Annotated in this window: 18 protein-coding genes and 2 tRNA genes; 16 read left to right on the forward strand and 4 right to left on the reverse strand. The window is 54.8% G+C overall.

The annotated features are described in order from the left end of the window. The first annotated feature begins 56 nt into the window (after positions 1-56). Together HVA01_RS02835 and HVA01_RS02840 are read left to right on the forward strand one after the other, a co-directional pair. Positions 57-131, forward strand: a tRNA-His gene (locus HVA01_RS02835). Between the two features lie 34 nt (positions 132-165). Beyond that, a tRNA-His gene (locus HVA01_RS02840) sits at positions 166-240 on the forward strand. Between the two features lie 161 nt (positions 241-401). Here the strand turns inward: HVA01_RS02840 and amt are convergent. Continuing rightward, on the reverse strand, positions 402-3,779 hold the full coding sequence (gene amt, locus HVA01_RS02845; protein ID WP_146873017.1) for an ammonium transporter: 3,378 nt from the start codon (positions 3,777-3,779) through the stop codon (positions 402-404). 321 nt (positions 3,780-4,100) lie between these two features. Here amt and HVA01_RS02850 point away from each other — a divergent pair, with 321 nt between their 5' ends. From HVA01_RS02850 to HVA01_RS02865, 4 genes are all read left to right on the forward strand, one after another. Next, a complete protein-coding gene (locus tag HVA01_RS02850) occupies positions 4,101-5,342 on the forward strand; it encodes an NAD(P)/FAD-dependent oxidoreductase (RefSeq protein WP_146873018.1) in 1,242 nt (413 codons plus the stop codon). A 155-nt stretch (positions 5,343-5,497) separates the two neighbouring features. Beyond that, a complete protein-coding gene (locus tag HVA01_RS02855) occupies positions 5,498-5,707 on the forward strand; it encodes a putative motility protein (protein ID WP_146873019.1) in 210 nt (69 codons plus the stop codon). Between the two features lie 247 nt (positions 5,708-5,954). Beyond that, a complete protein-coding gene (locus tag HVA01_RS02860; protein ID WP_146873020.1) occupies positions 5,955-7,544 on the forward strand; it encodes a peptide chain release factor 3 in 1,590 nt (529 codons plus the stop codon). A 19-nt stretch (positions 7,545-7,563) separates the two neighbouring features. Continuing rightward, on the forward strand, positions 7,564-8,331 hold the full coding sequence (locus HVA01_RS02865; RefSeq protein ID WP_146873021.1) for a TatD family hydrolase: 768 nt from the start codon (positions 7,564-7,566) through the stop codon (positions 8,329-8,331). Here HVA01_RS02865 and ygfZ read toward each other — a convergent pair. Next, positions 8,328-9,287: a CAF17-like 4Fe-4S cluster assembly/insertion protein YgfZ gene (ygfZ, locus tag HVA01_RS02870; protein ID WP_146873022.1), complete on the reverse strand. Its 960-nt coding sequence runs from the start codon at positions 9,285-9,287 to the stop codon at positions 8,328-8,330. The two genes, HVA01_RS02865 and ygfZ, sit on opposite strands and share 4 nt — an antisense overlap. A gap of 151 nt (positions 9,288-9,438) precedes the next feature. Here ygfZ and HVA01_RS02875 point away from each other — a divergent pair, with 151 nt between their 5' ends. From HVA01_RS02875 to HVA01_RS02905, 7 genes are all read left to right on the forward strand, one after another. Further along, positions 9,439-9,636, forward strand: a complete 198-nt coding sequence (locus tag HVA01_RS02875; RefSeq protein WP_146873023.1) for a hypothetical protein — start codon at positions 9,439-9,441, stop codon at positions 9,634-9,636. Next, positions 9,636-10,043, forward strand: a complete 408-nt coding sequence (locus HVA01_RS02880; protein ID WP_146873024.1) for an OsmC family protein — start codon at positions 9,636-9,638, stop codon at positions 10,041-10,043. The genes HVA01_RS02875 and HVA01_RS02880 overlap by 1 nt, the downstream gene beginning before the upstream one ends. Positions 10,044-10,080: 37 nt before the next feature. After that, entirely contained in the window at positions 10,081-12,105 is a 2,025-nt protein-coding gene (uvrB, locus tag HVA01_RS02885; protein WP_146873025.1) for an excinuclease ABC subunit UvrB, read from the forward strand. A 4-nt stretch (positions 12,106-12,109) separates the two neighbouring features. Continuing rightward, complete coding sequence (nei, locus tag HVA01_RS02890; protein ID WP_146873026.1) at positions 12,110-12,931, forward strand: endonuclease VIII; 822 nt, start codon at positions 12,110-12,112, stop codon at positions 12,929-12,931. A 197-nt stretch (positions 12,932-13,128) separates the two neighbouring features. Then, the gene (locus HVA01_RS02895; RefSeq protein WP_146873027.1) at positions 13,129-14,634 is read left to right on the forward strand and encodes a fumarate hydratase; all 1,506 of its coding nucleotides are present in this window, start codon (positions 13,129-13,131) and stop codon (positions 14,632-14,634) included. A gap of 96 nt (positions 14,635-14,730) precedes the next feature. After that, positions 14,731-16,149: a cardiolipin synthase gene (gene cls / locus HVA01_RS02900; RefSeq protein ID WP_146873028.1), complete on the forward strand. Its 1,419-nt coding sequence runs from the start codon at positions 14,731-14,733 to the stop codon at positions 16,147-16,149. Positions 16,150-16,210: 61 nt separating this feature from the next. Beyond that, a complete protein-coding gene (locus tag HVA01_RS02905; RefSeq protein WP_146873029.1) occupies positions 16,211-17,128 on the forward strand; it encodes a LysR substrate-binding domain-containing protein in 918 nt (305 codons plus the stop codon). A gap of 36 nt (positions 17,129-17,164) precedes the next feature. Here the strand turns inward: HVA01_RS02905 and HVA01_RS02910 are convergent, their stop codons facing one another. After that, a complete protein-coding gene (locus tag HVA01_RS02910; protein ID WP_146873030.1) occupies positions 17,165-18,259 on the reverse strand; it encodes a bifunctional nicotinamide-nucleotide adenylyltransferase/Nudix hydroxylase in 1,095 nt (364 codons plus the stop codon). 155 nt (positions 18,260-18,414) lie between these two features. On the opposite strand from HVA01_RS02910, the gene HVA01_RS02915 reads away from it, so the two are divergent. Both HVA01_RS02915 and HVA01_RS02920 read left to right on the forward strand, forming a co-directional pair. Then, the gene (locus HVA01_RS02915; RefSeq protein WP_146873031.1) at positions 18,415-19,314 is read left to right on the forward strand and encodes a YihY/virulence factor BrkB family protein; all 900 of its coding nucleotides are present in this window, start codon (positions 18,415-18,417) and stop codon (positions 19,312-19,314) included. A gap of 50 nt (positions 19,315-19,364) precedes the next feature. Continuing rightward, positions 19,365-19,640, forward strand: coding sequence for an acylphosphatase (locus HVA01_RS02920; protein ID WP_146873032.1), 276 nt, complete (start codon positions 19,365-19,367; stop codon positions 19,638-19,640). Between the two features lie 18 nt (positions 19,641-19,658). Here HVA01_RS02920 and HVA01_RS02925 read toward each other — a convergent pair whose 3' ends face one another. Beyond that, positions 19,659-20,597: a D-2-hydroxyacid dehydrogenase gene (locus HVA01_RS02925; RefSeq protein ID WP_146873033.1), complete on the reverse strand. Its 939-nt coding sequence runs from the start codon at positions 20,595-20,597 to the stop codon at positions 19,659-19,661. Positions 20,598-20,811: 214 nt separating this feature from the next. On the opposite strand from HVA01_RS02925, the gene HVA01_RS02930 reads away from it, so the two are divergent. Further along, positions 20,812-21,111 (forward strand): FmdB family zinc ribbon protein, encoded by a 300-nt coding sequence (locus tag HVA01_RS02930; RefSeq protein WP_146873034.1) that lies wholly within the window; start codon positions 20,812-20,814, stop codon positions 21,109-21,111. Positions 21,112-21,114 lie beyond the last annotated feature (3 nt).

Genomic DNA, 21,114 nt, shown 5'->3' on the forward strand with positions numbered 1-21,114 from the left:
TGTGGTGCCAACCTGTCAGAATCATATTTTCAAGCTATTTCGCAAGATTGTCTATGGTGGGTGTAGCTCAGGGGTAGAGCCCCGGATTGTGACTCCGGTGGTCGTGGGTTCAAATCCCATCATCCACCCCAGTGACAATAATTGCGTTTCCAGTTTTAGGTTGTGGTGGGTGTAGCTCAGTGGTAGAGCCCCGGATTGTGACTCCGGTGGTCGTGGGTTCAAGTCCCATCATCCACCCCATTGCCTTCGCTAACATGCCTTCTGTTTCCCCCTCTTTTTACCGCCTTTCTTTATTTATACCCTTTTTGCACTTTTATGGCTGATCAGCCATTGATGCCCTTAACGGGATTTTTTCGTTGCTGTCGTTTTTGTTCCTGTCTTTTTTGTGATTTTGCTACGCCTTAACGCGGCATTACTTTTATGCGTTGGCCCGTCATGTTGGTGAGCGGTCCGGGTTTGCCGATTAAATAGCCCTGGGCGTAATCAATCCCAATGTGGTGTAAAACCTCTAGCGTTGCCTGCGTTTCAACAAACTCGGCGATAGTTTCGATCGCCAGCGCCTTACCCACGGCGTGAATCGCTTCTACCATTGCCCGGTCGACCGGGTCCTGATGCACGTTGCGGATAAAGTTACCGTCAATTTTTAGGAAATCGACAGGCAGCTCCTTCAGGTAGCTAAACGACGACAGGCCGGTGCCAAAATCATCCAGGGCGAATCGGCAGCCGTACCCTTTCAAGGTGTGAATGAGCTCACTCACCCGAGACAGTTGGGCGATGGCCGTGCTTTCGGTGATTTCAAAGCACAGGGTGTGATGGGGCAGGCCCGCCGCGCTTACTTGAGCAATGAGATCCTGACAAAAATCCGCATCGGATAGCGACGCCCCCGACAGATTAATACCCCATAGGTCATGTGACGGTTGCGTCGCGTGGCGACGTTGATCGCTTAGCCATGCGAGGGTGTTGCGTACCACCCAGCGGTCGATACGGACCATAAAATGGTAGCGCTCGGCAGCCGGTAAAAAACTGCCTGGCGCAATGATTTCACCATGTTCTTCCAGGCGCAGTAATATTTCATTGTAGCAAGGGGTCGTTGCGCAAACAGGCGCAATCGGCTGAGCAAAAAGGCGGAAGGCGTCGTTATCCAAGCCGTTTTGCAGCCGCTGAACCCACTGTAGCTCGCCGTGTTTTTCCTCTAACGAGCGGTCATTGGGGTGATAGCAGTGTATTCGATTGCGCCCGGCCTCCTTGGCGGCGTAACAGGCGGCGTCAGAGGCATGCAGCGCTTGAGCAAGCGGCATGGGTTGCGTTGAGTCGAGCGCTACCACGCCAATACTGACCCCAATGCCAAAGCTATGCCCTTGCCAAACAAAGCGGTAGTTTTCAATCTCACTGCGCAGCGCTTCCGTGATTTCCAGCGCCTTGCCGACGCCACAGTCGGGCAGTAGTAGCGCGAACTCATCGCCTCCCAAGCGTGCCACGGTATCGCTTTGGCGCACATGGGCTTGGAGTTTTAAGGCGATTTGGCGCAGCAGCTCGTCGCCAGCTAAATGACCGCAGGTGTCGTTAACCACTTTGAACTGGTCGAGATCCAAATAGCACAGCACGTGTTGACCATCGGCTTTCAGAAGGGCGGTGAGCGCGGCTTCAAAGGCGCGTCGGTTTAATAGGTTGGTTAGGTTGTCGTGGCTGGCTTGATAGCTTAGCTGTTCGGCAAGGTGGCGGGTGAGGCTGGTATCTTGAAAAACCACCACCGCTCCCAAGGTAATGTCGCCGCGTGAGCGTATCGGTGAGGCGCTGTGCTGAATGGGGGTGCGCGTGCCGCTACGCTGAACGAGCAGGCAGTGTTCGATGGAGTGCACCGGGGTCAGCAGGGTCAACACTTGGCGGGCGGGGTTGTTGATCGTCTCGCCGCTGATCTCGTCAATCAGCCGATACACCCGATGGATCGGTTTATCGACCGCTTCTTTAAGAGTCCAGCCCGTTAGCCGCTGTGCTTCGCTGTTAATAAAGGTAACGTTGCCGCTGGCATCGCAGGTGATCACCCCATCGCCGATAGAGGCAAGCGTGGTTCTGGCAAGGTCACGCTCGCGGTTCAATTGTTCTTGCAGCTGTTTGCGTTCGGTAATATCCCGCACCATGCCCGAGCACTCAGAAACGGAGCCGCTGGCTCCCTCGCTGACTTGTACTTCCAAGTAGCGCACGCTTTGATCGGCGCTGCGGCGTTTAATCTCGTGACGCGCGCCAGGGGTGAGATGATGATCGGGCAGCAGCCGCGAAATGGGTTGGCCTACAAGGTGGGCGGCGTCTACTCCAAACAGCTGCTCCGCACCGGGGTTAAGGCTCGTCAGAGTGCCGTCTGCCTGCCACGTGATGACGCCATCGTGCAGGTTGCGCAGCATCACCCGGGTATGACCGACGGCGGTTTCTAGCGCGGCGGTAACGCGATTATAGCTAGCGGCTATTTCGCCCACCTCGGTAAAGGGGTCAGCTTCAATGCGTTGGCGCATGTCGCCCTGTTGTTCGTGTTGGCGCATGTGTTCAAGCAATTGGTTGAGCTCATTGCTGGCGCCGTGTTCGGCCAGGTTAAGGCCCATTGTTTCCGCCTCACCCGAAACGCGTAAGGGGAGAAAGCGGCGCGTAATACGGAAAAGTAGCCATGCTGTGCCAAAACTCCAGAGGCCACATACCACCACGCCCAGCAGTTGAACGCTGAATTGTTCTGGCCGCGACAGGCCGGTGGCTAACAGGTCGAGATCGGCGACCCATGCCAGTGCTAGCGTGCCCCATACCCCGGAAACCAGATGGGCGGGAATGGCGCTGACGGCGTCGTCGATATGTTTTTTTAGCAGCCATTCGCTGGACAGTACCATCAGCACGCTGCCAATCGCGCCCAAGGCGAATGCTGCCTGGAGCGACATGGCGTGCGCGCCCGCGGTAACGGCGACCAGACCCGCAATCGCACCGTTGATCGCGTACATCACATCGGCGTAACGGCGCGTGCGAAGCCCCATTAACATGCCTGACAATATCCCGCCCGTGGCGCCCAGAATAGTATTGGCGATGATGCCGGGTATTTGCGCGTTAACCGCCAGGGTGCTGCCGCCGTTAAAGCCAAACCAGCCTAAAATCATAAACAGCGCGCCCAGCATGGCAAGCGGTAGGTTGCCCGATGGGAAGGCGGTGGGTGGCTTGCCGTGAGTGAAGCGCCCTTTACGTGGGCCGATGCAGAGCACGGCCGCCAGTGCCACCCAGCCGCCGACGCTGTGCACAACGGTGGCGCCGGCAAAATCGACAAACCCTAGCGCCGCTAACCAACCGGCCTCGCCGTCTAGAAGCCCGCCCCATGCCCAGTGGCCAAACAGTGGATAAATCAATAGCGCTATCCAGAAGGCTGTCCATAAATAGGCATAGAACGGCATGCGTTCTGCTACCGCGCCGGCCACAATGGTGGCGGCCGTGGCACAAAACATCGCTTGGAAAATAAACACCGTCAGTGTCCAGCTGTTTGAGTTGGCTAACTGCCAGCCAAACAGCGACGTGCCGATGACGCCCTGTGTGGAGAGCCCAAACATCATACCAAACCCGATAAGCCAAAAAATACTGACGGCGATAGCAAAGTCCGCTACGTTTTTCATAGCGACATTGATGGCGTTCTTGGTACGCGTCGTACCCGCTTCCAGGCATAGGAAGCCTGCCTGCATAACGAATACCAGCGCGGCTGCCCATAACACCCACAGCGTGTCGAGCAATGAATTATCCAAAACGTGCGTGGCCTGCATGAGATTTCCTTAGCGGTTTTGGTGCATTGAATGCTTCTTTTTGGTGCTAAATGAGCGGTGGGGTGGTTAAGGTTTTCCCAGGTGCTATGCCTAAATAGCGCATTGCTAATATGACCTAATAAAAACTAAGCAATTGTTGTGCCGTCTACAGTGTTGTTATCCCTTTTGGGCTTTTTGGCGATATTTATAACTAATTTTTGGTGACAAAAGAGTGTTTTCTGCTCTATTTAAGCGGTTTAATTAGTGATATTTTTCAAATGGTTAATGTCGTTAGTTTGCTGTTAGCAAGTGTTCTACAGGCGAAAAGGGGAGTGCATCACAATGACGCGTCAAACGGTGGTTTTGGGAGCAGGCATGGTGGGTGTCAGTATTGCCTGGCATTTGCGGCAGCGCGGGCATGACGTCACCTTGGTTGATCGCCTTCAGCCGGGTCGTGAAACCTCGTTCGGTAATGCCGGGATTATTCAGCGTGAGGCCGTTAGGCCTTATCCTTTTCCCCGCGATGTCAAAACGCTGTTAAGTGTTTTGCCTAATCGCCGAGTTGACATACGCTACCGTACGGGCGGCATGCTGAAGGCCGCTTCTCCACTGCTGCGTTACTGGATGAACTCAGCGCCCAAGGCCTACCAGAAAATCGTGCCGGAATACGCCTCGCTGATTCAGCTGTCGCTTAAAACACACGGGCCAATGATTGAGGCCGCCGGTGCCGATCACTTGGTTCGTCGTCAGGGCTGGCTTGAGCTTTACCGCACTCCAGAAAAGTTGGCAGCGCGGCTAACCGAGGCTGAAGAGGCGCGTCACCTTTATGGTGTGCAGTTTGAACAGCTGGACCGTGCTGCTCTGGAGGAAAAGGAGCCTGCGCTCAGCGATAGCATTATCGGTGCGATTCATTGGCTTGACCCCTGGACCGTGGCCGACCCTGGCGCACTGGTCGCGGCTTATGCCCAGGCGTTTAGCGATGATGGTGGGCGTATTCTGCAGGCGGACATTCGCTCGGTTCGGCAGGTAGGGGATCGCTGGCAGGTGAATGTTGCTTCTGAAACGTTAGACGTCGATGACGTTGTCGTCGCGCTAGGGCCCTGGGCGGGAAGCTGGCTAACAGAGCTGGGCTATCACTTCCCTAGCTTTGTAAAACGTGGCTACCACATGCATTACGCGCCCCAAGCGCCCGCGAAGCTACATTACTGGGTTATGGACGCGGAAGTGGGCTATTTGCTGGCGCCGATGAATGCGGGCGTTCGCTTAACCACCGGGGCCGAATTAGATCGCCTGGATGCCCCGGCCGACGACCATCAGTTAGCCGCGGCAGAGAAAGTCGCGCGCAGCGTGTTTCCGTTAGGAGAGCGCCGTGATGCAACCCCCTGGAAGGGTGCGAGACCCTGCCTGCCCGACATGAAGCCGGTGATTGGCCCAGCGCCGCGTCACCCTGGCTTGTGGCTGGCCTTTGGCCATGGACATCAGGGGTTCACCTTAGGGCCTGCTACAGGGCAGTTGTTGGCGGATATGATGGAAGGGCAACCGACGGCTATTGATATGGCGCCGTTTCGCGCCGACCGGTTCTAACGACCATTAATGATCGGTCGGATTAAGCCGATAGTACTGGGTGATAGTACTAGGTAACAGTACTAGGCGTTGGTAGGGTTAATAGGGCGTTTTCTTTGCACGTGGTCTATTGCTTTGCTAACTTATACTAAACTTGCACACCATGAGGTGGAAATATGGATGTAGGCATTAGCAGTTCAGTGAGCGCATCGCTTTACATGAACCAAGCGCAAACCGCCGAGCAGGCGCAAATGCAGGTGTTTAAAGATGCTTTGGAAACGCAATCAGAGCAAGTGACTGAAGTCATGGCGTCTGCAGACGCTGGCGCACAGCCTGATTTAGCCAAAGAAGGCAGTGTGGGTACGCAAATCAATACCTTCGCTTAACTTTTTGAAAGCTTAAACATGTGAAGATTAAGCTGGCGAAAATAAAGCGATCAAAAGCAGCAAAAAACGCTGGCCATCGGTCAGCGTTTTTTTTGACCTAATCTTTCGTCCCCAAGGACTTGATGCTTGACGCCACCCGCGACAAAACAAAGCGTCTGGCGTTACAATTGCCGCAATGAAAATTGCTCAAAGCGCGGCGGTCAGCTGATTGAACGACACGCTGAGACCACACATTTGTAGAGGCACAATGAAAGATACCCAATTAGCCCGTGAAGCCGAGCTTCGCAGAACCTTCGCTATCATTTCGCACCCGGACGCTGGTAAAACCACCATCACCGAAAAAATGCTGCTGTTCGGCAACGCGATTCAGCTGGCCGGTTCGGTGAAAAGTAAGCGTAATGATCGCCACGCTACGTCGGACTGGATGAAAATGGAGCAGGAACGGGGTATCTCGGTCACCACCTCGGTGATGCAGTTTCCCTACGGCGGGCGTATCGTCAATTTGCTGGACACGCCCGGCCACGAAGATTTCTCTGAAGATACCTATCGCACGCTCACGGCGGTTGACTCTGCATTAATGGTGATCGATGGCGCCAAAGGCGTTGAGGCTCGTACCATCAAGTTGATGGAAGTATGTCGTCTGCGCACGACGCCAATCCTCACCTTTATCAACAAAATGGACCGTGATATTCGTGACCCGATTGAAGTCATGGACGAGGTCGAAACGGTGTTGAATATCCAGTGTGCCCCCATGACCTGGCCAATCGGCATGGGGCGCCACTTTAGAGGCGTCTACCACCTCTACAATGATGTCGTTCACCTGTACACCCAAGGGCAGGGCAGCCGCATCCCGGATGACAAGCGTATCGAAGGCTTGCACAGCTCCGAAGTCGATGCCGCGCTGGGCGAAGATCAGGCGGAAGAGTTGCGTATGGAAGTAGAGTTAGTGCGCGGTGCATCGCATGAATTTGATCTGGATGCTTATCGCCGTGGTGAGCTTTCGCCGGTCTATTTTGGTACTGCCATGGGTAACTTTGGGGTACGTGAGATGCTCGACGGCTTTGTTGAGTACGCGCCGCCGCCCCAGTCCCATAAAACCGATAAGCGTGAGGTGACCGCGGACGATGAACGGTTTACCGGCTTTGTGTTTAAAATTCAGGCCAATATGGACCCTAACCATCGGGATCGTATTGCCTTCTTGCGCGTGTGCTCGGGTAAGTACGAAAAGAACATGAAGATGCGCCATGTGCGGATTGGCAAAGACGTCAAAATCGCCGACGCGCTGACCTTTATGGCCTCGGACCGCTCCCAGGTGGAAGAGGCTTGGCCGGGGGATATTATCGGCCTACATAACCACGGCACCATTCAGATCGGCGACACTTTCACCGTCGGCGAGGACATGCGTTTCACCGGCATCCCCCACTTTGCCCCTGAGCTATTCAAGCGCGTGCGGCTTAAAGATCCGCTGAAGATGAAAGCGCTACAAAAGGGCCTTCAGCAGCTTTCTGAAGAGGGCGCGACGCAGGTCTTTATGCCGATAGACAACAACGACCTGATTCTTGGCGCCGTGGGTACCCTGCAGTTTGATGTGGTCGCTCACCGCCTGAAAGAGGAGTACAAGGTCGATTGCGTGTACGAAGGCGTGAATGTGCAAACGGCGCGTTGGGTCTACTGTGAAGATGCTAAAAAGCTCGAGGAATTCAAGCGTAAAGCCAGCGCCAACCTGGCGATTGATGGCGGTGGTTACCTCACCTATATTGCGCCTACCCGGGTTAATCTGCAGATGACCCAGGAGCGCTGGCCCGACATTCGCTTCCAGCCCACCCGCGAGCATTAACGTTTATAGGTAGAGCCCTATGTTGACGGATGCCCACTGCCATCTCGACTTTAGCCAATTCGATCACGATCGGCAGCGCGTGTTTGCAGCCGCTAAGGCAGTGGGGGTATCACGCTTTGTGGTGCCCGGTACGACCCGAGAGCGCTGGCAGCAGGTGCTGGCGTTGGGCGAACGGGCGGATACGTCGGTATGCCTGGGTTTGCACCCTTACTTTGTCGAGCAGCATCAAACGGCGGATATTGCCGCACTTGACCAGTTCTTGGCTGAACAAGCTGAGGTCGTAGCAGTGGGTGAGTGCGGTATTGACGGTCGTTTTAGCGACACCCTGGAGACCCAGTGGTACTACTTTGACGCTCAGCTGAAACTGGCCAAGCAGTACGCGCTACCGGTTGTGGTTCACTGTGTGCAGGCCAACGATAAAGTCGCCAAACGGCTTCGCCAGCTTGCGCTGCCCAAGGCAGGGCTTATCCACGCCTTCTCGGGCTCGATTGAGCAAGCGACCAAGTTTCTTGATCTGGGGTATAAGCTGGGGTTGGGCGGCGCGGTTACTTATGAGCGCGCCAAGCGATTACGGCGAACCGTTGAGGCGCTGCCTGACGATGCCTTTGTACTGGAAACCGATAGCCCTGATATGCCGCTAAGTGGGTATCAGGGCAGGCGTAATGAGCCGCGCAGAGTCGCAGAGGTGTGCGATGTGGTAGCCACTCTGCGCGGGCAAACGGCGGAACAGATCGCGGCTCAGAGCAGCGCTACCGCCGCGACGCTGTTTGGCATATCCTCAACTTAGGCGTTAATGCTAACCGCTAGCTGTTCGGGGTCAACGCGCTCAATCGCATAGGGCAATGGAAGAAGGGAGGCTGGCGCCCCGGCTAAAAACAGCGGTGTCATTTCTTCGGCTACTTTGGTGTTCATTACTGCCAGTAACTCGACGCTGCCTTGATTATTAAAGGCGCTGACCACCACTTCGCCGACCGCTTTATCGTCACCATTAACCACGCTGGCGCCCACGTCGGGCAGCGACGCAGTCTCTACGCTGAGGCGCATCAAGCGCTTTTTCACCTGACCGCGAAAGTGCGCCCGAGCCACCACTTCTTGGCCGGTGTAGCAGCCTTTTTTAAAGCTAATACCACCCAGCGCCTCCCAGTTGAGCATCTGCGGCAGGAAGTGATCCTGCTGGGCGTCGGTCAACCAGGCCAAACCGCTGCGAATATCCTCAAGCTGCCAGCCGGCTAGCGCGTCATCGTCATCGTTGATGCCCTCTATCGGGCCTTCGCAACAGAACAACCAACGGGGGATGTCGCCGGGGTAGCGTAGCGCGCTGGCTTGCCCGGATGTGGTGTGGGTGCCCACCTGCTGAGGCAGCGTTAGCCCCAACTGATCAGCTAGCGCTGGGGCGTTATCGCTGGCGCCAACGATGGTAATGCCAGGCAGGGCAGTCAGTTCAGCACGGTAGAAAGCGGCGAATTTTTTCAGATGGTTGGCTAAACTGTCTAATAAGGTATTGCTCAGCAGTAAACGAAAATGGCCTTCATCGAGTCGCAGCAGTTGGGCGTTGGCCAACATCCGCCCTTTGGGGGTGCAAAAACACGTTAGCGGCGCAAAACGGCCATCGGCTAAACCGACTTGGGCACTGGCCTGGCCTTGAAGGAACTTTTCAGCATCCTCACCTTTCACATCCAGAGCGGCTAAATGGGTAAGGCGGACGCTGCCATATGAAGTATTAGAGGGGGTGGCGGTCGCCATAAGGACTCCTGCTGAAAGCATGAATAGGCGGCGTGTTGATAACGCCTTTCTTTTAGATATGGGCAGAAAGCGCCAATTGCAAGGCATCCTTGGCGTGCTAGACTGCTTCCCTTGTATCAGTTTTGCATAGGTCAACAGGCAGGAATACGCTATGGCGCAGCAATCGTTAACCTTTCAAGGCGTTAAAACCGTCGAACAAGTTAACCAAATTACCACCGCATTAATGATGTTAGACGGCGTTGATAGCGCCGAAGTAGGGCGACATGGCGCCGATGTGGACGGTAGCGCGAAGCGAGATGCGCTGATTAAGGCCATTGAGAAGCTTAAACTGGGCATAAAGGTCTCCTGATGCACACACCTATTACCGTTATTAGTGAACGCAACCGTGTTTTTCGACAGCGGGTTGAAGTGGAGGGGTTTGAGGACCTCTATGCCGATGCGCCGCCCATCGTCGGTGGTGAAGGTAGCGCGCCTGATCCCCACGACTATTTCGATATTGCGCTAGGTACCTGTAAAGCGATTACGGTGCAGATGTACGCCAAACGCAAACAGTGGCCGCTTGAAGGGATTACCGTGACCGTGCAGCGCGATGATAGTCAGGAAAAGAAGGGCATCTACAAAGTAGCGGTCGTTTTAACGCTGCACGGCATTGACGATCCTGAGCAGCGCGCCAGGCTCGAGGAAATCAGCGGTCGCTGCCCCATTCAGCGTTTAATAACCGAGTCCACGGTCGAGATCGCTACCCGGCTTAGTTAGTTTTATGTGTTTAGTTTTCCCCTGTTGAGGAGTACCGATGAGCAAAGCCTTTCGATTACAGTCGAAATTTCAGCCCGCTGGCGATCAGCCCACCGCCATTAAAGGACTGATTAATGGCCTGGAGTCAGGGCTTGCCCATCAAACGCTGCTCGGGGTCACCGGGTCAGGCAAAACGTTTACCATGGCCAACGTGGTGGAACAGCAGCAGCGCCCAACGATTGTCATGGCGCCGAACAAAACCCTGGCGGCCCAGCTGTATGGCGAATTTAAAGCGTTTTTCCCGGATAACGCGGTAGAGTACTTCGTCTCGTACTATGACTATTACCAGCCGGAAGCCTATGTGCCTTCGTCGGACACCTTTATCGAGAAAGATGCTTCGATTAACGACCACATTGAGCAGATGCGCCTTTCGGCCACCAAAGCGCTACTTGAGCGCCGCGATGCGTTGATCGTGGTGTCGGTGTCGGCGATATATGGCCTTGGTGACCCCGACCAGTACCTGAAAATGCGCCTTCACTTCACCCGCGGTGAACTGATTGATCAGCGTGCTTTTCTACGTCGCTTGGCAGAGCTTCAATACACCCGCAACGATACGGACTTCCGCCGCGGTACTTACCGGGTGCGCGGTGATGTGATCGATATCTTCCCCGCCGATTCCGACGAGGAAGCAGTGCGGGTAGAGCTGTTTGACAGCGAAATCGACACCATCCGCCTGTTTGATCCGTTGACCGGTGCCGTTCGCGGTGAAGTGCCGCGTATGACCATCTACCCTAAGTCGCACTATGTGACCCCGCGGGAAACCATCTTAGGCGCTATTGATGCCATTAAAGGCGAGCTTAAAGAGCGCTTGGAGTGGATGCGTAAGCACGATCGCCTAGTCGAGGCGCAGCGCTTGGAGCAGCGCACCCTTTACGATATTGAAATGATGCTGGAGCTGGGCTACTGCAACGGTATCGAAAACTACTCGCGCTATCTCTCTGGGCGGGCACCGGGCGAGCCGCCGCCGACGTTTTTTGACTATCTCCCTGACGACGCGCTGCTGTTTATCGACGAATCCCACGTTAGCGTGTCCCAGGTAGGCGGCATGTATAAAGGCGACCGCTCGCGCAAAGAGACGCTGGTCGAGTACGGCTTCCGGCTGCCTTCAGCGCTGGATAACCGGCCGATGAAGTTTGAAGAGTGGGAAGCGATTTCCCCGCAAACCGTTTTTGTTTCTGCCACGCCGGGGCGTTACGAAGCCGAACACGCCGGTCAAACGGTAGAACAGGTGGTGCGGCCTACCGGGCTGCTGGACCCGGAAATTGAAGTGCGCCCAGCCAGCACCCAGGTAGACGATCTACTCTCGGAAATTGGTTTGCGCACCGCCGTTGGTGAGCGGGTTCTGGTGACCACGCTGACCAAGAGAATGGCCGAAGATCTCACCGATTACTTTGACGAACACGGTATCCGCGTGCGCTATCTGCACTCGGATATTGATACCGTCGAACGGGTTGAGATTATTCGCGATTTACGCCTGGGTAAGTTTGATGTGCTGGTGGGTATTAACCTGCTGCGTGAGGGCTTGGATATTCCCGAAGTCTCGCTGGTGGCGATTTTGGATGCTGATAAAGAAGGCTTCCTACGCTCCGAGCGCTCGTTGATTCAGACCATTGGCCGGGCGGCCCGTAATGCCAACGGCAAGGCGATTCTTTACGGTGACCGCATTACCGACTCGATGCGTAAAGCCATTGATGAAACCGAACGGCGGCGCGCCAAGCAAACGGAACACAATTTAGAGCATGGCATTACCCCGACCACGGTCACCCGTTCAGTCGCTGATATTCTTGAGGCCGCTCAGGCGCCGGGCAAGAAGAACAGCCGTCGGCGGGGTAGTGAACGTAAAGTGGCGGAAACAGCTGCCGATTACGATGTGGCGAACATGAGTAACCATGACCTGCTGGGGGCTATCAGCAAGCTTGAGGATGCCATGTTTGAAGCAGCGCAAAACCTTGAGTTCGAAGAAGCCGCGCGGCTGCGCGATCAACTCCATCAAGTAAAAGAAAAACAGCTGGCGCTGGGCTAACGGGATGCCTGAAGGGCCGGAAATTCGCCGCGCAGCGGACCGCATTGAAAAGCAGATAGGTGAGCGGGTGATTGAAGCTGCTTGGTTCGCCTTTCCTGAGCTTGCCGCTCAGGCAGATTCGTTGATTGGGACCCGGGTTTTACGGGTGGATACCCGGGGCAAAGCGATGTTGATTCGGTTTGCCGATCAGCGCGTACTTTACTCCCACAATCAGCTCTATGGGGTTTGGAAACTGCATGGCGAGGATCAACCTCCCAACACCAAACGCACGCTGCGAGTTCGCTTAACCGCAGAAGGGCGTTGTGCGAGTCTCTATAGCGCTTCCGATATCTCCCTCTGGCACACAGATAATCTCAACCAGCACCCTTTTTTAGCTCGGCTGGGCCCCGATTTATTGAGTCAAAAAGTGACCCCGGCGGACGTTAAACAGCGGCTGAGCTTAAGGCCATTTTACCGGCGCAGCTTAGGAGCATTGCTGCTTGATCAAGGTTTAGTGGCGGGGTTAGGTAATTACCTGCGCTCTGAAATCCTGTTCTTCGCCCAGCTATCGCCCGGTGCACGGCCGGTTGATTTAACCCCCGACCAGCAGCAAACGCTGGCTCACTGCATTATTGACGTTACCCGCCAAGCCTACCAAACCGCAGGTGTGACCAATCGTGAGGCTTGGATTGTGCAGGCCAAAGCAGCGGGCGAGCCACGCAGGCAGTGGCGTTTTGCGGTTTTCGAGCGGGCAGGGCTTGAGTGCCACCGCTGTGGAACGGTTATCGAGCGTAAAATGGTCGGTTCGCGGCGGCTCTATCGCTGTCCACGCTGCCAGCCGAATTAGACACTTAGGCTACTTATACCGTTATCTTGTTCTGCTAATGCATATCCAGATCAAGCTTTAACGCAGTAATCCGTTATCCACGGCAGAGGGCTGCTGCTCAAAGGGCAATACGGTATACTTATCTAACGCTTAGACGGCCATCTCCGCTTTCGCGGGAAAGGCCGCAGACTAGACGATAACCTAGGAGCAGTTAGTCCATGACCGTGATTCGCCAGGACGACGTTATTCAAAGCGTTGCCGATGCTCTGCAGTACATCTCTTACTACCATCCAAAAGATTTTATTGATGCGATGGCCGCCGCTTACGAGCGTGAAGAGAATCCTGCCGCTAAAGATGCGATTGCCCAAATTCTTATTAACTCGCGTATGTGCGCCACCGGGCACCGCCCAATCTGCCAGGATACCGGCATCGTCACCGTGTTTGTTCATGTCGGTATGAACGTGACCTGGGACGCGGACATGAGTCTGGACGACATGATTAATGAAGGCGTGCGCCGCGCCTACTTGCTACCGGACAATATCTTACGTGCTTCGGTACTGGCGGACCCTGACGGCAAGCGCGCCAACACCAAAGACAACACCCCGGCGATTATTCACCACTCGATTGTGCCCGGTGACAGCGTGGATATTCACGTTGCCGCGAAAGGGGGTGGCAGCGAAGCTAAATCCAAATTTGCCATGCTTAACCCCTCCGACAGCGTGGTGGATTGGGTGATGGAGCAACTGCCCAAAATGGGCGCTGGCTGGTGTCCGCCCGGCATGCTGGGCATCGGCATCGGCGGTACCGCCGAAAAGGCGATGCTGATTGCCAAAGAAGCGTTACTCGATCCTATCGATATCCAGGACCTCCAGGCGCGTGGCGCAAGCAATCGCGCTGAAGAGCTACGCTTAGAGTTGTTTGATAAGGTCAACAAGAGCGGTATTGGTGCCCAGGGCTTAGGGGGTTTGACCACAGTGTTGGATATTAAAGTCAAAGACTATCCGACGCATGCGGCTAACAAGCCGGTGGCGATTATTCCCAACTGCGCAGCGACCCGTCACACGCACTTTACCCTGGACGGTTCCGGCCCTGCCGTGCTTGAACCGCCAAAGCTTGAGGATTGGCCGGAAATCACCCGCGAGGCGGGCGAGAACGTCAAGCGGGTCAATCTCGACACCGTCACCCCGGCAGACGTCAAAACATGGCAGCCGGGTGACACCTTGCTGTTGAACGGTAAACTGCTAACCGGGCGCGACGCGGCGCATAAGCGTATGGTTGATATGCTGGCCAAAGGCGAACCGCTGCCCGTGGATATGAAAGGGCGCTTTATCTACTATGTCGGCCCGGTTGACCCTATTGGCGACGAGGCGGTGGGTCCTGCAGGCCCGACCACAGCAACTCGCATGGATAAATTTACTCGGACCATGCTGGAAGAAACGGGCTTGCTGGGTATGGTCGGTAAAGCAGAGCGTGGCCAAATCGCTATTGATGCCATTCGCGATAATCAGGCAGTCTATTTAATGGCTGTTGGTGGTGCTGCGTATCTCGTCGCCCAAGCGATCAAAAAATCGCGCATCGTCGGCTTTGAAGACTTGGGGATGGAAGCGATTTACGAATTTGAAGTCGAAGACATGCCGGTGACCGTCGCCGTTGACAGCCAAGGGACATCAGTTCACCAGACCGGGCCTGCCAAATGGAAAGAGATTATTGCCCAGACGGCGTAAGGGAGAAAGGGCTGTTTTAGGCTTTAAACGCATGGGTTTTTAAGCGCATAAGGGCCTCGCTAAAGCGAGGCCCTTATATTTAGTAAGGACGTGGCTATGACCTCCTGGTTGCTAGGGACCAGCATTTTATTGATACATCTGCTAGGCATTGTGTCGGCGATTATGGCGCTGATGTCTAGCCGCACCTCGCAGGGGGCGGTGGCATGGATTATATCGCTGCTTACCTTTCCTTATGTCGCACTACCCGCGTATTGGTTTTTTGGCCGGCCGCGTTTTTACGGCTATGTCTCCGCCCGCGGGCAGCGGGACACCATTCTTCGCCGCGTACTGGTCCGTTATCGGGATAATGTGCTGCCCCACGTCGCATCATCCAGTAATGCCGATATTCAGGCAGTCGAGCAGCTCGCCATGATGCCCTTGACCCACGGCAATCGCGCGGCGTTGTTAATCAATGGCCAGGCAACCTTCGACAGCCTGTTTGATGGCATTGAACGGGCTGAACACTATATTCTAATGCAGTTCTTTATTGTCCGTAACGATGCACTGGGTCAGCGTTTGCAAGGCTATTTGCAACGCGCCGCGCGGCGAGGTGTACGGGTTTATTTTCTTTACGATGAGGTGGGCAGCCGCAAACTAGGCGAAGGCTACCTCAATGACTTAATCGGCGAAGGGATAGAAGTGAGTGCTTTTCGCTCGTCGCGCGGCTTTAAACACCGCTTCCAGCTAAATTTCCGCAATCACCGCAAAGTAACGGTGGTCGATGGCAAAGAGGGCTGGATAGGCGGCTTTAACGTCGGCGTTGAGTATTTAGGCGAGCATAAGCGCCATGGCGCTTGGCGGGACACCCACTTAAAACTTGAAGGCCCTAGTGTACTGGGGCTGCAGGAGGCCTTTTGGGAGGATTGGCACTGGGCCACCGGTGAAGTCATCAATCTGAACTGGTTAGCCGATACTTCTCCCACAACGGACCACCATGTGGTGATCGTGCCCTCGGGGCCTGCTGACCGCCAAGATACCGCTAGCCTGCTGGTGCAGCAGGTTATTCATAGCGCCAAACAGCGGCTATGGGTCACCAGCCCTTACTTTGTTCCCGACCAGGGTGTCCAGGATGCGCTACGCCTTGCCGCGATGCGTGGCGTGGATGTGCGTGTGATGATCCCCGAGCGCCCCGATCACTTATTAGTGTTCCTCTCCGCATTTTCATTCCTACCTGATATGATACGTGCGGGTGTAAAAATATACCGTTATCTTCCGGCATTTTTACACCAAAAAATAATTCTTATAGACAACGACGCAGCAACGGTCGGTACAGTCAACTTGGATAATCGTTCTTTCCGATTAAACTTTGAAATTACGGCGTTTATTCCTAGCCAAGACTTTGCTGCCAGTGTGGGGGTGATGCTAGAAAATGATTTTGCGCAGTGCCGCCGTGTGACCATTGATGAAATTAACCAACGCCCGATGTGGATGAAAGTCGTCTCGCGTGCCGCCTATCTAATGGCACCGGTTCAATAGCTAATACCGCGCAGCAGGGAATCCAACATGCGAGCAAGATGGGTGGGACAAGGAGCGATGGGTGAATCTTGAAACAAAATGGCTGGAAGATTTTGTCGCGCTGGCGAATACACGCAGCTTCTCGGCCTCAGCACGCCAACGTCATGTTACTCAGCCGGCCTTTAGTCGCCGCATACGCGCTCTGGAACAGGCGGTCGATGTCACCCTGGTGGATCGCTCAACCACGCCGGTGGGTTTAACGCCAGAAGGGCAGCTGTTCTTGGTCACCGCGCGCAACCTGGTCGAGCAATTAAACGAGTCGCTGAGCCATTTGCGCGGCCTCTCCATCGCCAATGAGGCGTTAGACATTGTCGCGGCCCATTCCTTGGCGCTGAGTTTTTATCCGCCTTGGATCTCCCGTTTACAAAAAGGCCTGGGTGAATTACCCACCCGATTGGTGGCCATGAACGTGGGGGAGGCGATTCATGTGCTGCGAGAAGGCAACTGCGATCTGATGCTCGCTTATTACGACCCCTTTGCCACCATGCAGTTAGATGCAGAAGTATTTCCCTCTTTCTCAATTGGCAAGGTCAATATGCTGCCCGTTTCGCTCCCCGATGAGCAAGGCAAGCCGCTGTTTTCACTACAGCAAGACAGCTCGATCCCTTATCTCTCCTACACTCAAGGGGCTTTTTTGGGGCGCAGCGTGCGTATGCTGCTGAAGAATGACCCGCTGCGTATGAAGCTGCGCACGGTATATGAAACCGCCATGGCCGAAGGTTTAAAGGGGATGGTTTTACAAGGCGTGGGGGTGGCCTGGATACCCGATTTTTGTATCCGCGAGGAATTGAAGGGCGGCCGTTTGGTAAGAGCCGGCGACCCGAGCTGGGACATCCCTCTGGAAATTCGCCTATACCGCTGTTCTATGGTGCATAAGCCGGGCGTAGAGCGTTTATGGCGGCAAATGATGAAATTACCACGCGATTTTCTGCAGGCCTGAGCATTGTTATTGTTATTGGCTATTGGCGAAGATAGCTTAGCTATGGTCAAAACCCGCGGGCAGCCCCAGAAAATTTTGAATAATAAAAAAATGGTCTTCAAACAAGCTGTCGGGCTGCAAATCTGCTAGTGCAATCCAACGGGCATGATCGCCGCCTTTAACGGGCTTCAAGCGAGGCAGTTGCTGCTCCGGGCGCAGCGCAAAGTAAAAAGCTTCCGCTAAGGTGCGCCCGCGCCAACTGCGGTGGGGTTCATCAAACAGGCGCCGGCCGCGTAGCGAGCCTTTCAGCACGGGTTCGGGCACCTTCAGGCGTATGCGTTCGCGTAGTTCACGCAAACAGGCGTCGAGCAACCGCTCGTGGGGGTTGATAAACCCGCCGGGCAGGGCATACAGCCCTTTTCCCGGCGCGGCTGTGCGTTGTACCAGCAGCACGTGCCCCGACTGCACTACCACCGCATTAACCGTGACAAAAATAGGCGGGTAGGGCGCTTGTGCCCAGGCCTTACGGTACTGATCCAGCAATTGCTGCTCCTCCAGCAGGCGCTGATAGGCACTTTCCGTGCAAAACTGTTTGACGCTTTCTACCACCCCAGGCGGCAAATCGTGGTAGGCACCGGTGCTCAGATAATCATCCGTTGAACCGGCTGAACGGAACAGTCGCTCGCGAATCTGACTCGCGGAAATACCCTCAACCGGTGGCACACTGACCGATTCCCACTGTGGAAAAAGCGAAAGGTAGTAGCTTGACTGACCTCTACTGGCCCCGATCAAGCCAATACGTGGTAATCGTGCGTTGGCGGGGGCAGCTAAATCGCGCACTTTACGCTGCACGTCCCGCACCCAGACATCATCGTTATAGAGCGCGTCCAGTAGCGGGGTGATTTCCAAACGTTGATTATCGCTGGCGTCAAATCCCGCACGCAGCATGGTCTGGCGTTCTTCAAATTGCCAGGGGTTGCGCAGTGAGCGTGCTTGCCAGGAAGAACCTACCAATACAATCACTTGGCGGGCCCGTTTAAGGGCTTCGTGAATAATCGCCAAATGGCCCAGATGCGGCGGCTGAAAACGGCCAATAAACACCAAACAGTCGAAGTCACAGTGATTCGCGGGGCGCGACGTGTCGGTGGCCATTTGGGCTTCCTTTTTCGTTTGGTGATATCAGAGCAATAACGTACCAGAAAACTGCGCTAAACGCTGGGGTTAGGTATGCTAGAAAGTAGGATGTTGATAACACATATAAAACGCCCCGATACCTAGCATCGGCACCCAGTACACAGGGAGTGAATATGATCAAACGCACCGCTATCTTCTGGTGGAAAGTCGTCCAAGACGCCACGTCGCTATGGTTGCAACGCAATGCGTTTAGTTACGCTGGCTCACTGGCGTTTTATACGCTTTTTTCACTGGCACCCACGATTATTATCGCGGTCACCGTCATTGGCGTGGTCATGGGTGAAGACGCGGCGCAGGGGCAAATTGTGGCTCAACTGCAAGGGACCTTGGGGACGGACGCCGCGATCGCCATTCAAGAAGCCGTCGCTCAGTCGAGGATTGAAGAATCAGGTATTTTGCCAACACTTTTAGGCGCAGGAGCGCTGGTGATCGGGGCGACCACTGTCTTCGCCCAGATGCAGTTTTCGCTTAATACCATTTGGGGGGTAACGGCAAAACCAACCTCCAATAGCGTGTTGCTGTTTATTAAAAACCGACTGCTATCGCTAACGGTGGTGCTCTCCATTGGGTTTATATTATTGGTTTCCCTGGTGATGGGCGTCGTGTTGAGGGGAATGCTTCAAGCTGCCGATAATCTAGTGCCCTACGCCAGCTTTTTAACAACATCGATAGAGTCGCTGATCTCGCTAGGTGTCGTCACCTTACTATTTGCCACTATTTTCAAAGTACTTCCTGACGTTGTATTGCGCTGGCAGGATGTGCTGATTGGCGCTGTTGTGACCGCCGTGTTGTTTACGCTAGGCCGCAGTGTCATCGCGATTTATCTGGCTTATACCGCTACGGCCTCCACTTATGGCGCGGCGGGGTCAGTGGTGATGATTTTACTCTGGGTTTACTACTCGTCGCTTATTCTTCTGTATGGAGCGGCCTTTACACGTTCTTTGCTACTACGCCGCGGCCGCCCATTGATTCCGCGCAATAGCGCGGTGGTCGTTAAACGCGAGTTCGTCTAACCTCTCAACAAGGTTAGAGGATGTAATCAGAACCGGATGAGGAGAGAAAAATGAGCAACTGCTGTGTGCGTGCCCTGGTAACCGGTAAGGTGCAAGGCGTTTGGTATCGCCGTGCGACCCAAGAAAAAGCACTTCAACACGGCATCACCGGCTATGCTAAAAACCTACCCGATGGGCGCGTTGAAGTGCTGCTCTGCGGTCATTCTGATGCAGTAAAGCTGCTCAGCGAATGGCTATGGGAGGGCTCAGAAGGGGCGCAGGTGACCCACGTCGAGCTCGACGTACTGGATCAGAGCCACGCCCCTGATCACTTTGCGACGCATTAAGGCGAAAGCTTTTGCCACTCAACCTTTTTTCCACGCATCAATGTTGTCGGCCGTTAAACTGACAATATTTTGCCGCGCTTCTGGGGTCACCCACGCATTATGAGGGGTGACAATCAAATTGAGCGGCTCGCTGAGGGCGTCCAGCAGCGGGTGGCCGTTTTTGGGTGGCTCAGTTGGCAACACGTCAACCGCCAATCCGCCCAATTTGCCGTTGCGAAGCGCCTCAAGTGCCGCGATCTCGTCGATAATGCCGCCCCGGGCGCAGTTAACCAGCAGCAACGAGGGCTTAACCTTGGCTAAACGCTGCTGATTAATCAGATGGTGAGTGTCTTCGTTCAATGGGCAATGCAAACTTATAATATCGGCTTCAGGCAGCAGATCATCCAGCGCAGGACGCTTATCATTGGCTTCATTGCCGGGGCGGGCTGCGAAAGAGACGCGCATGCCAAACGCTTCGGCTAAGCGCGCCACTTCGGTGCCTAACTCGCCTTGCCCCACCACGACCAGGTGCTTATCTGCCAGCTGTAATGTGGGGTAGTCCTGCAAGCAGAAGAAGGCGCTGCGCTGCCATTCGCCAGCCGCGACATCGCGCTGATAACGTGGCAGCCGATTGGCCAGGGCTAGTATCAGCATTAAAGTGTGCTGTGAAACGCTGGCGGTGCCGTAAGCCGCCACATTGCTAACCTTAATGTTCTGCTCTTTTGCGGCCTCAAGACCGATATTGTTGAGGCCCGTGGCCAATACACAAATCAAACGTAACTTGGGCAGTTGCCTGAGCGTCTCGGCGTCCAGCACCACCTTGTTGACAATCGCAATGTCGGCGTTGGCAAGGCGCTCAAGCGCTTGTTGAGTGGTGCTTTGTTCAAACACATCAAGGCGAGTGACCGACTCTCTAATGGCCGCTAAATCGATCCCTGGGCCGAGACTTTGAGCATCCAATATTACCGCGTGGGGCATTTTTTTATCTCCATTAACTGCCGGAACTGTATAACCTTGCTCGACAGGGGTCACAAAAGGGTATAATAGCGACGCTTTATCAACCGCCGTCTTGGAATCTATTTCGACTGGCCGCATATTGGCAGCCTAGCAGCGTTTGTGTTCGTCGCCGTTCTGTAAGCGAAGTCTGAAAGAACTGAACCTGTCAACGTTGAGCTTTTAAGGAGTCATCAACATGCCCATCTATGAATATGAGTGCAAGGCCTGCGGCCATCGCATGGAAAAATTGCAGAAAATGAGCGCCGATCCTCTCAAGGATTGCCCTGCTTGCCAAAGCGATGGCCTGCAACGGCTGGTCTCGGCAGCGGGCTTCCGCTTAGCTGGCGGCGGTTGGTATGAAACCGATTTTAAAACGGGAAGCAAAAAGAACCTGGTCGCGGACGGTAAGCCAGCCTCCCCTGAGGCGGGTAAAGCCAGCGATACCAGTGCTTCTTCCAAGAGCGTGACACCCAAAGACAAGGGCGCAGCAGCATAGCTG

Origin of the sequence: Halovibrio variabilis (assembly GCF_007991175.1) — a bacterium.
In the GTDB taxonomy this organism is placed as follows: Bacteria; Pseudomonadota; Gammaproteobacteria; order Pseudomonadales; family Halomonadaceae; genus Vreelandella; species Vreelandella variabilis.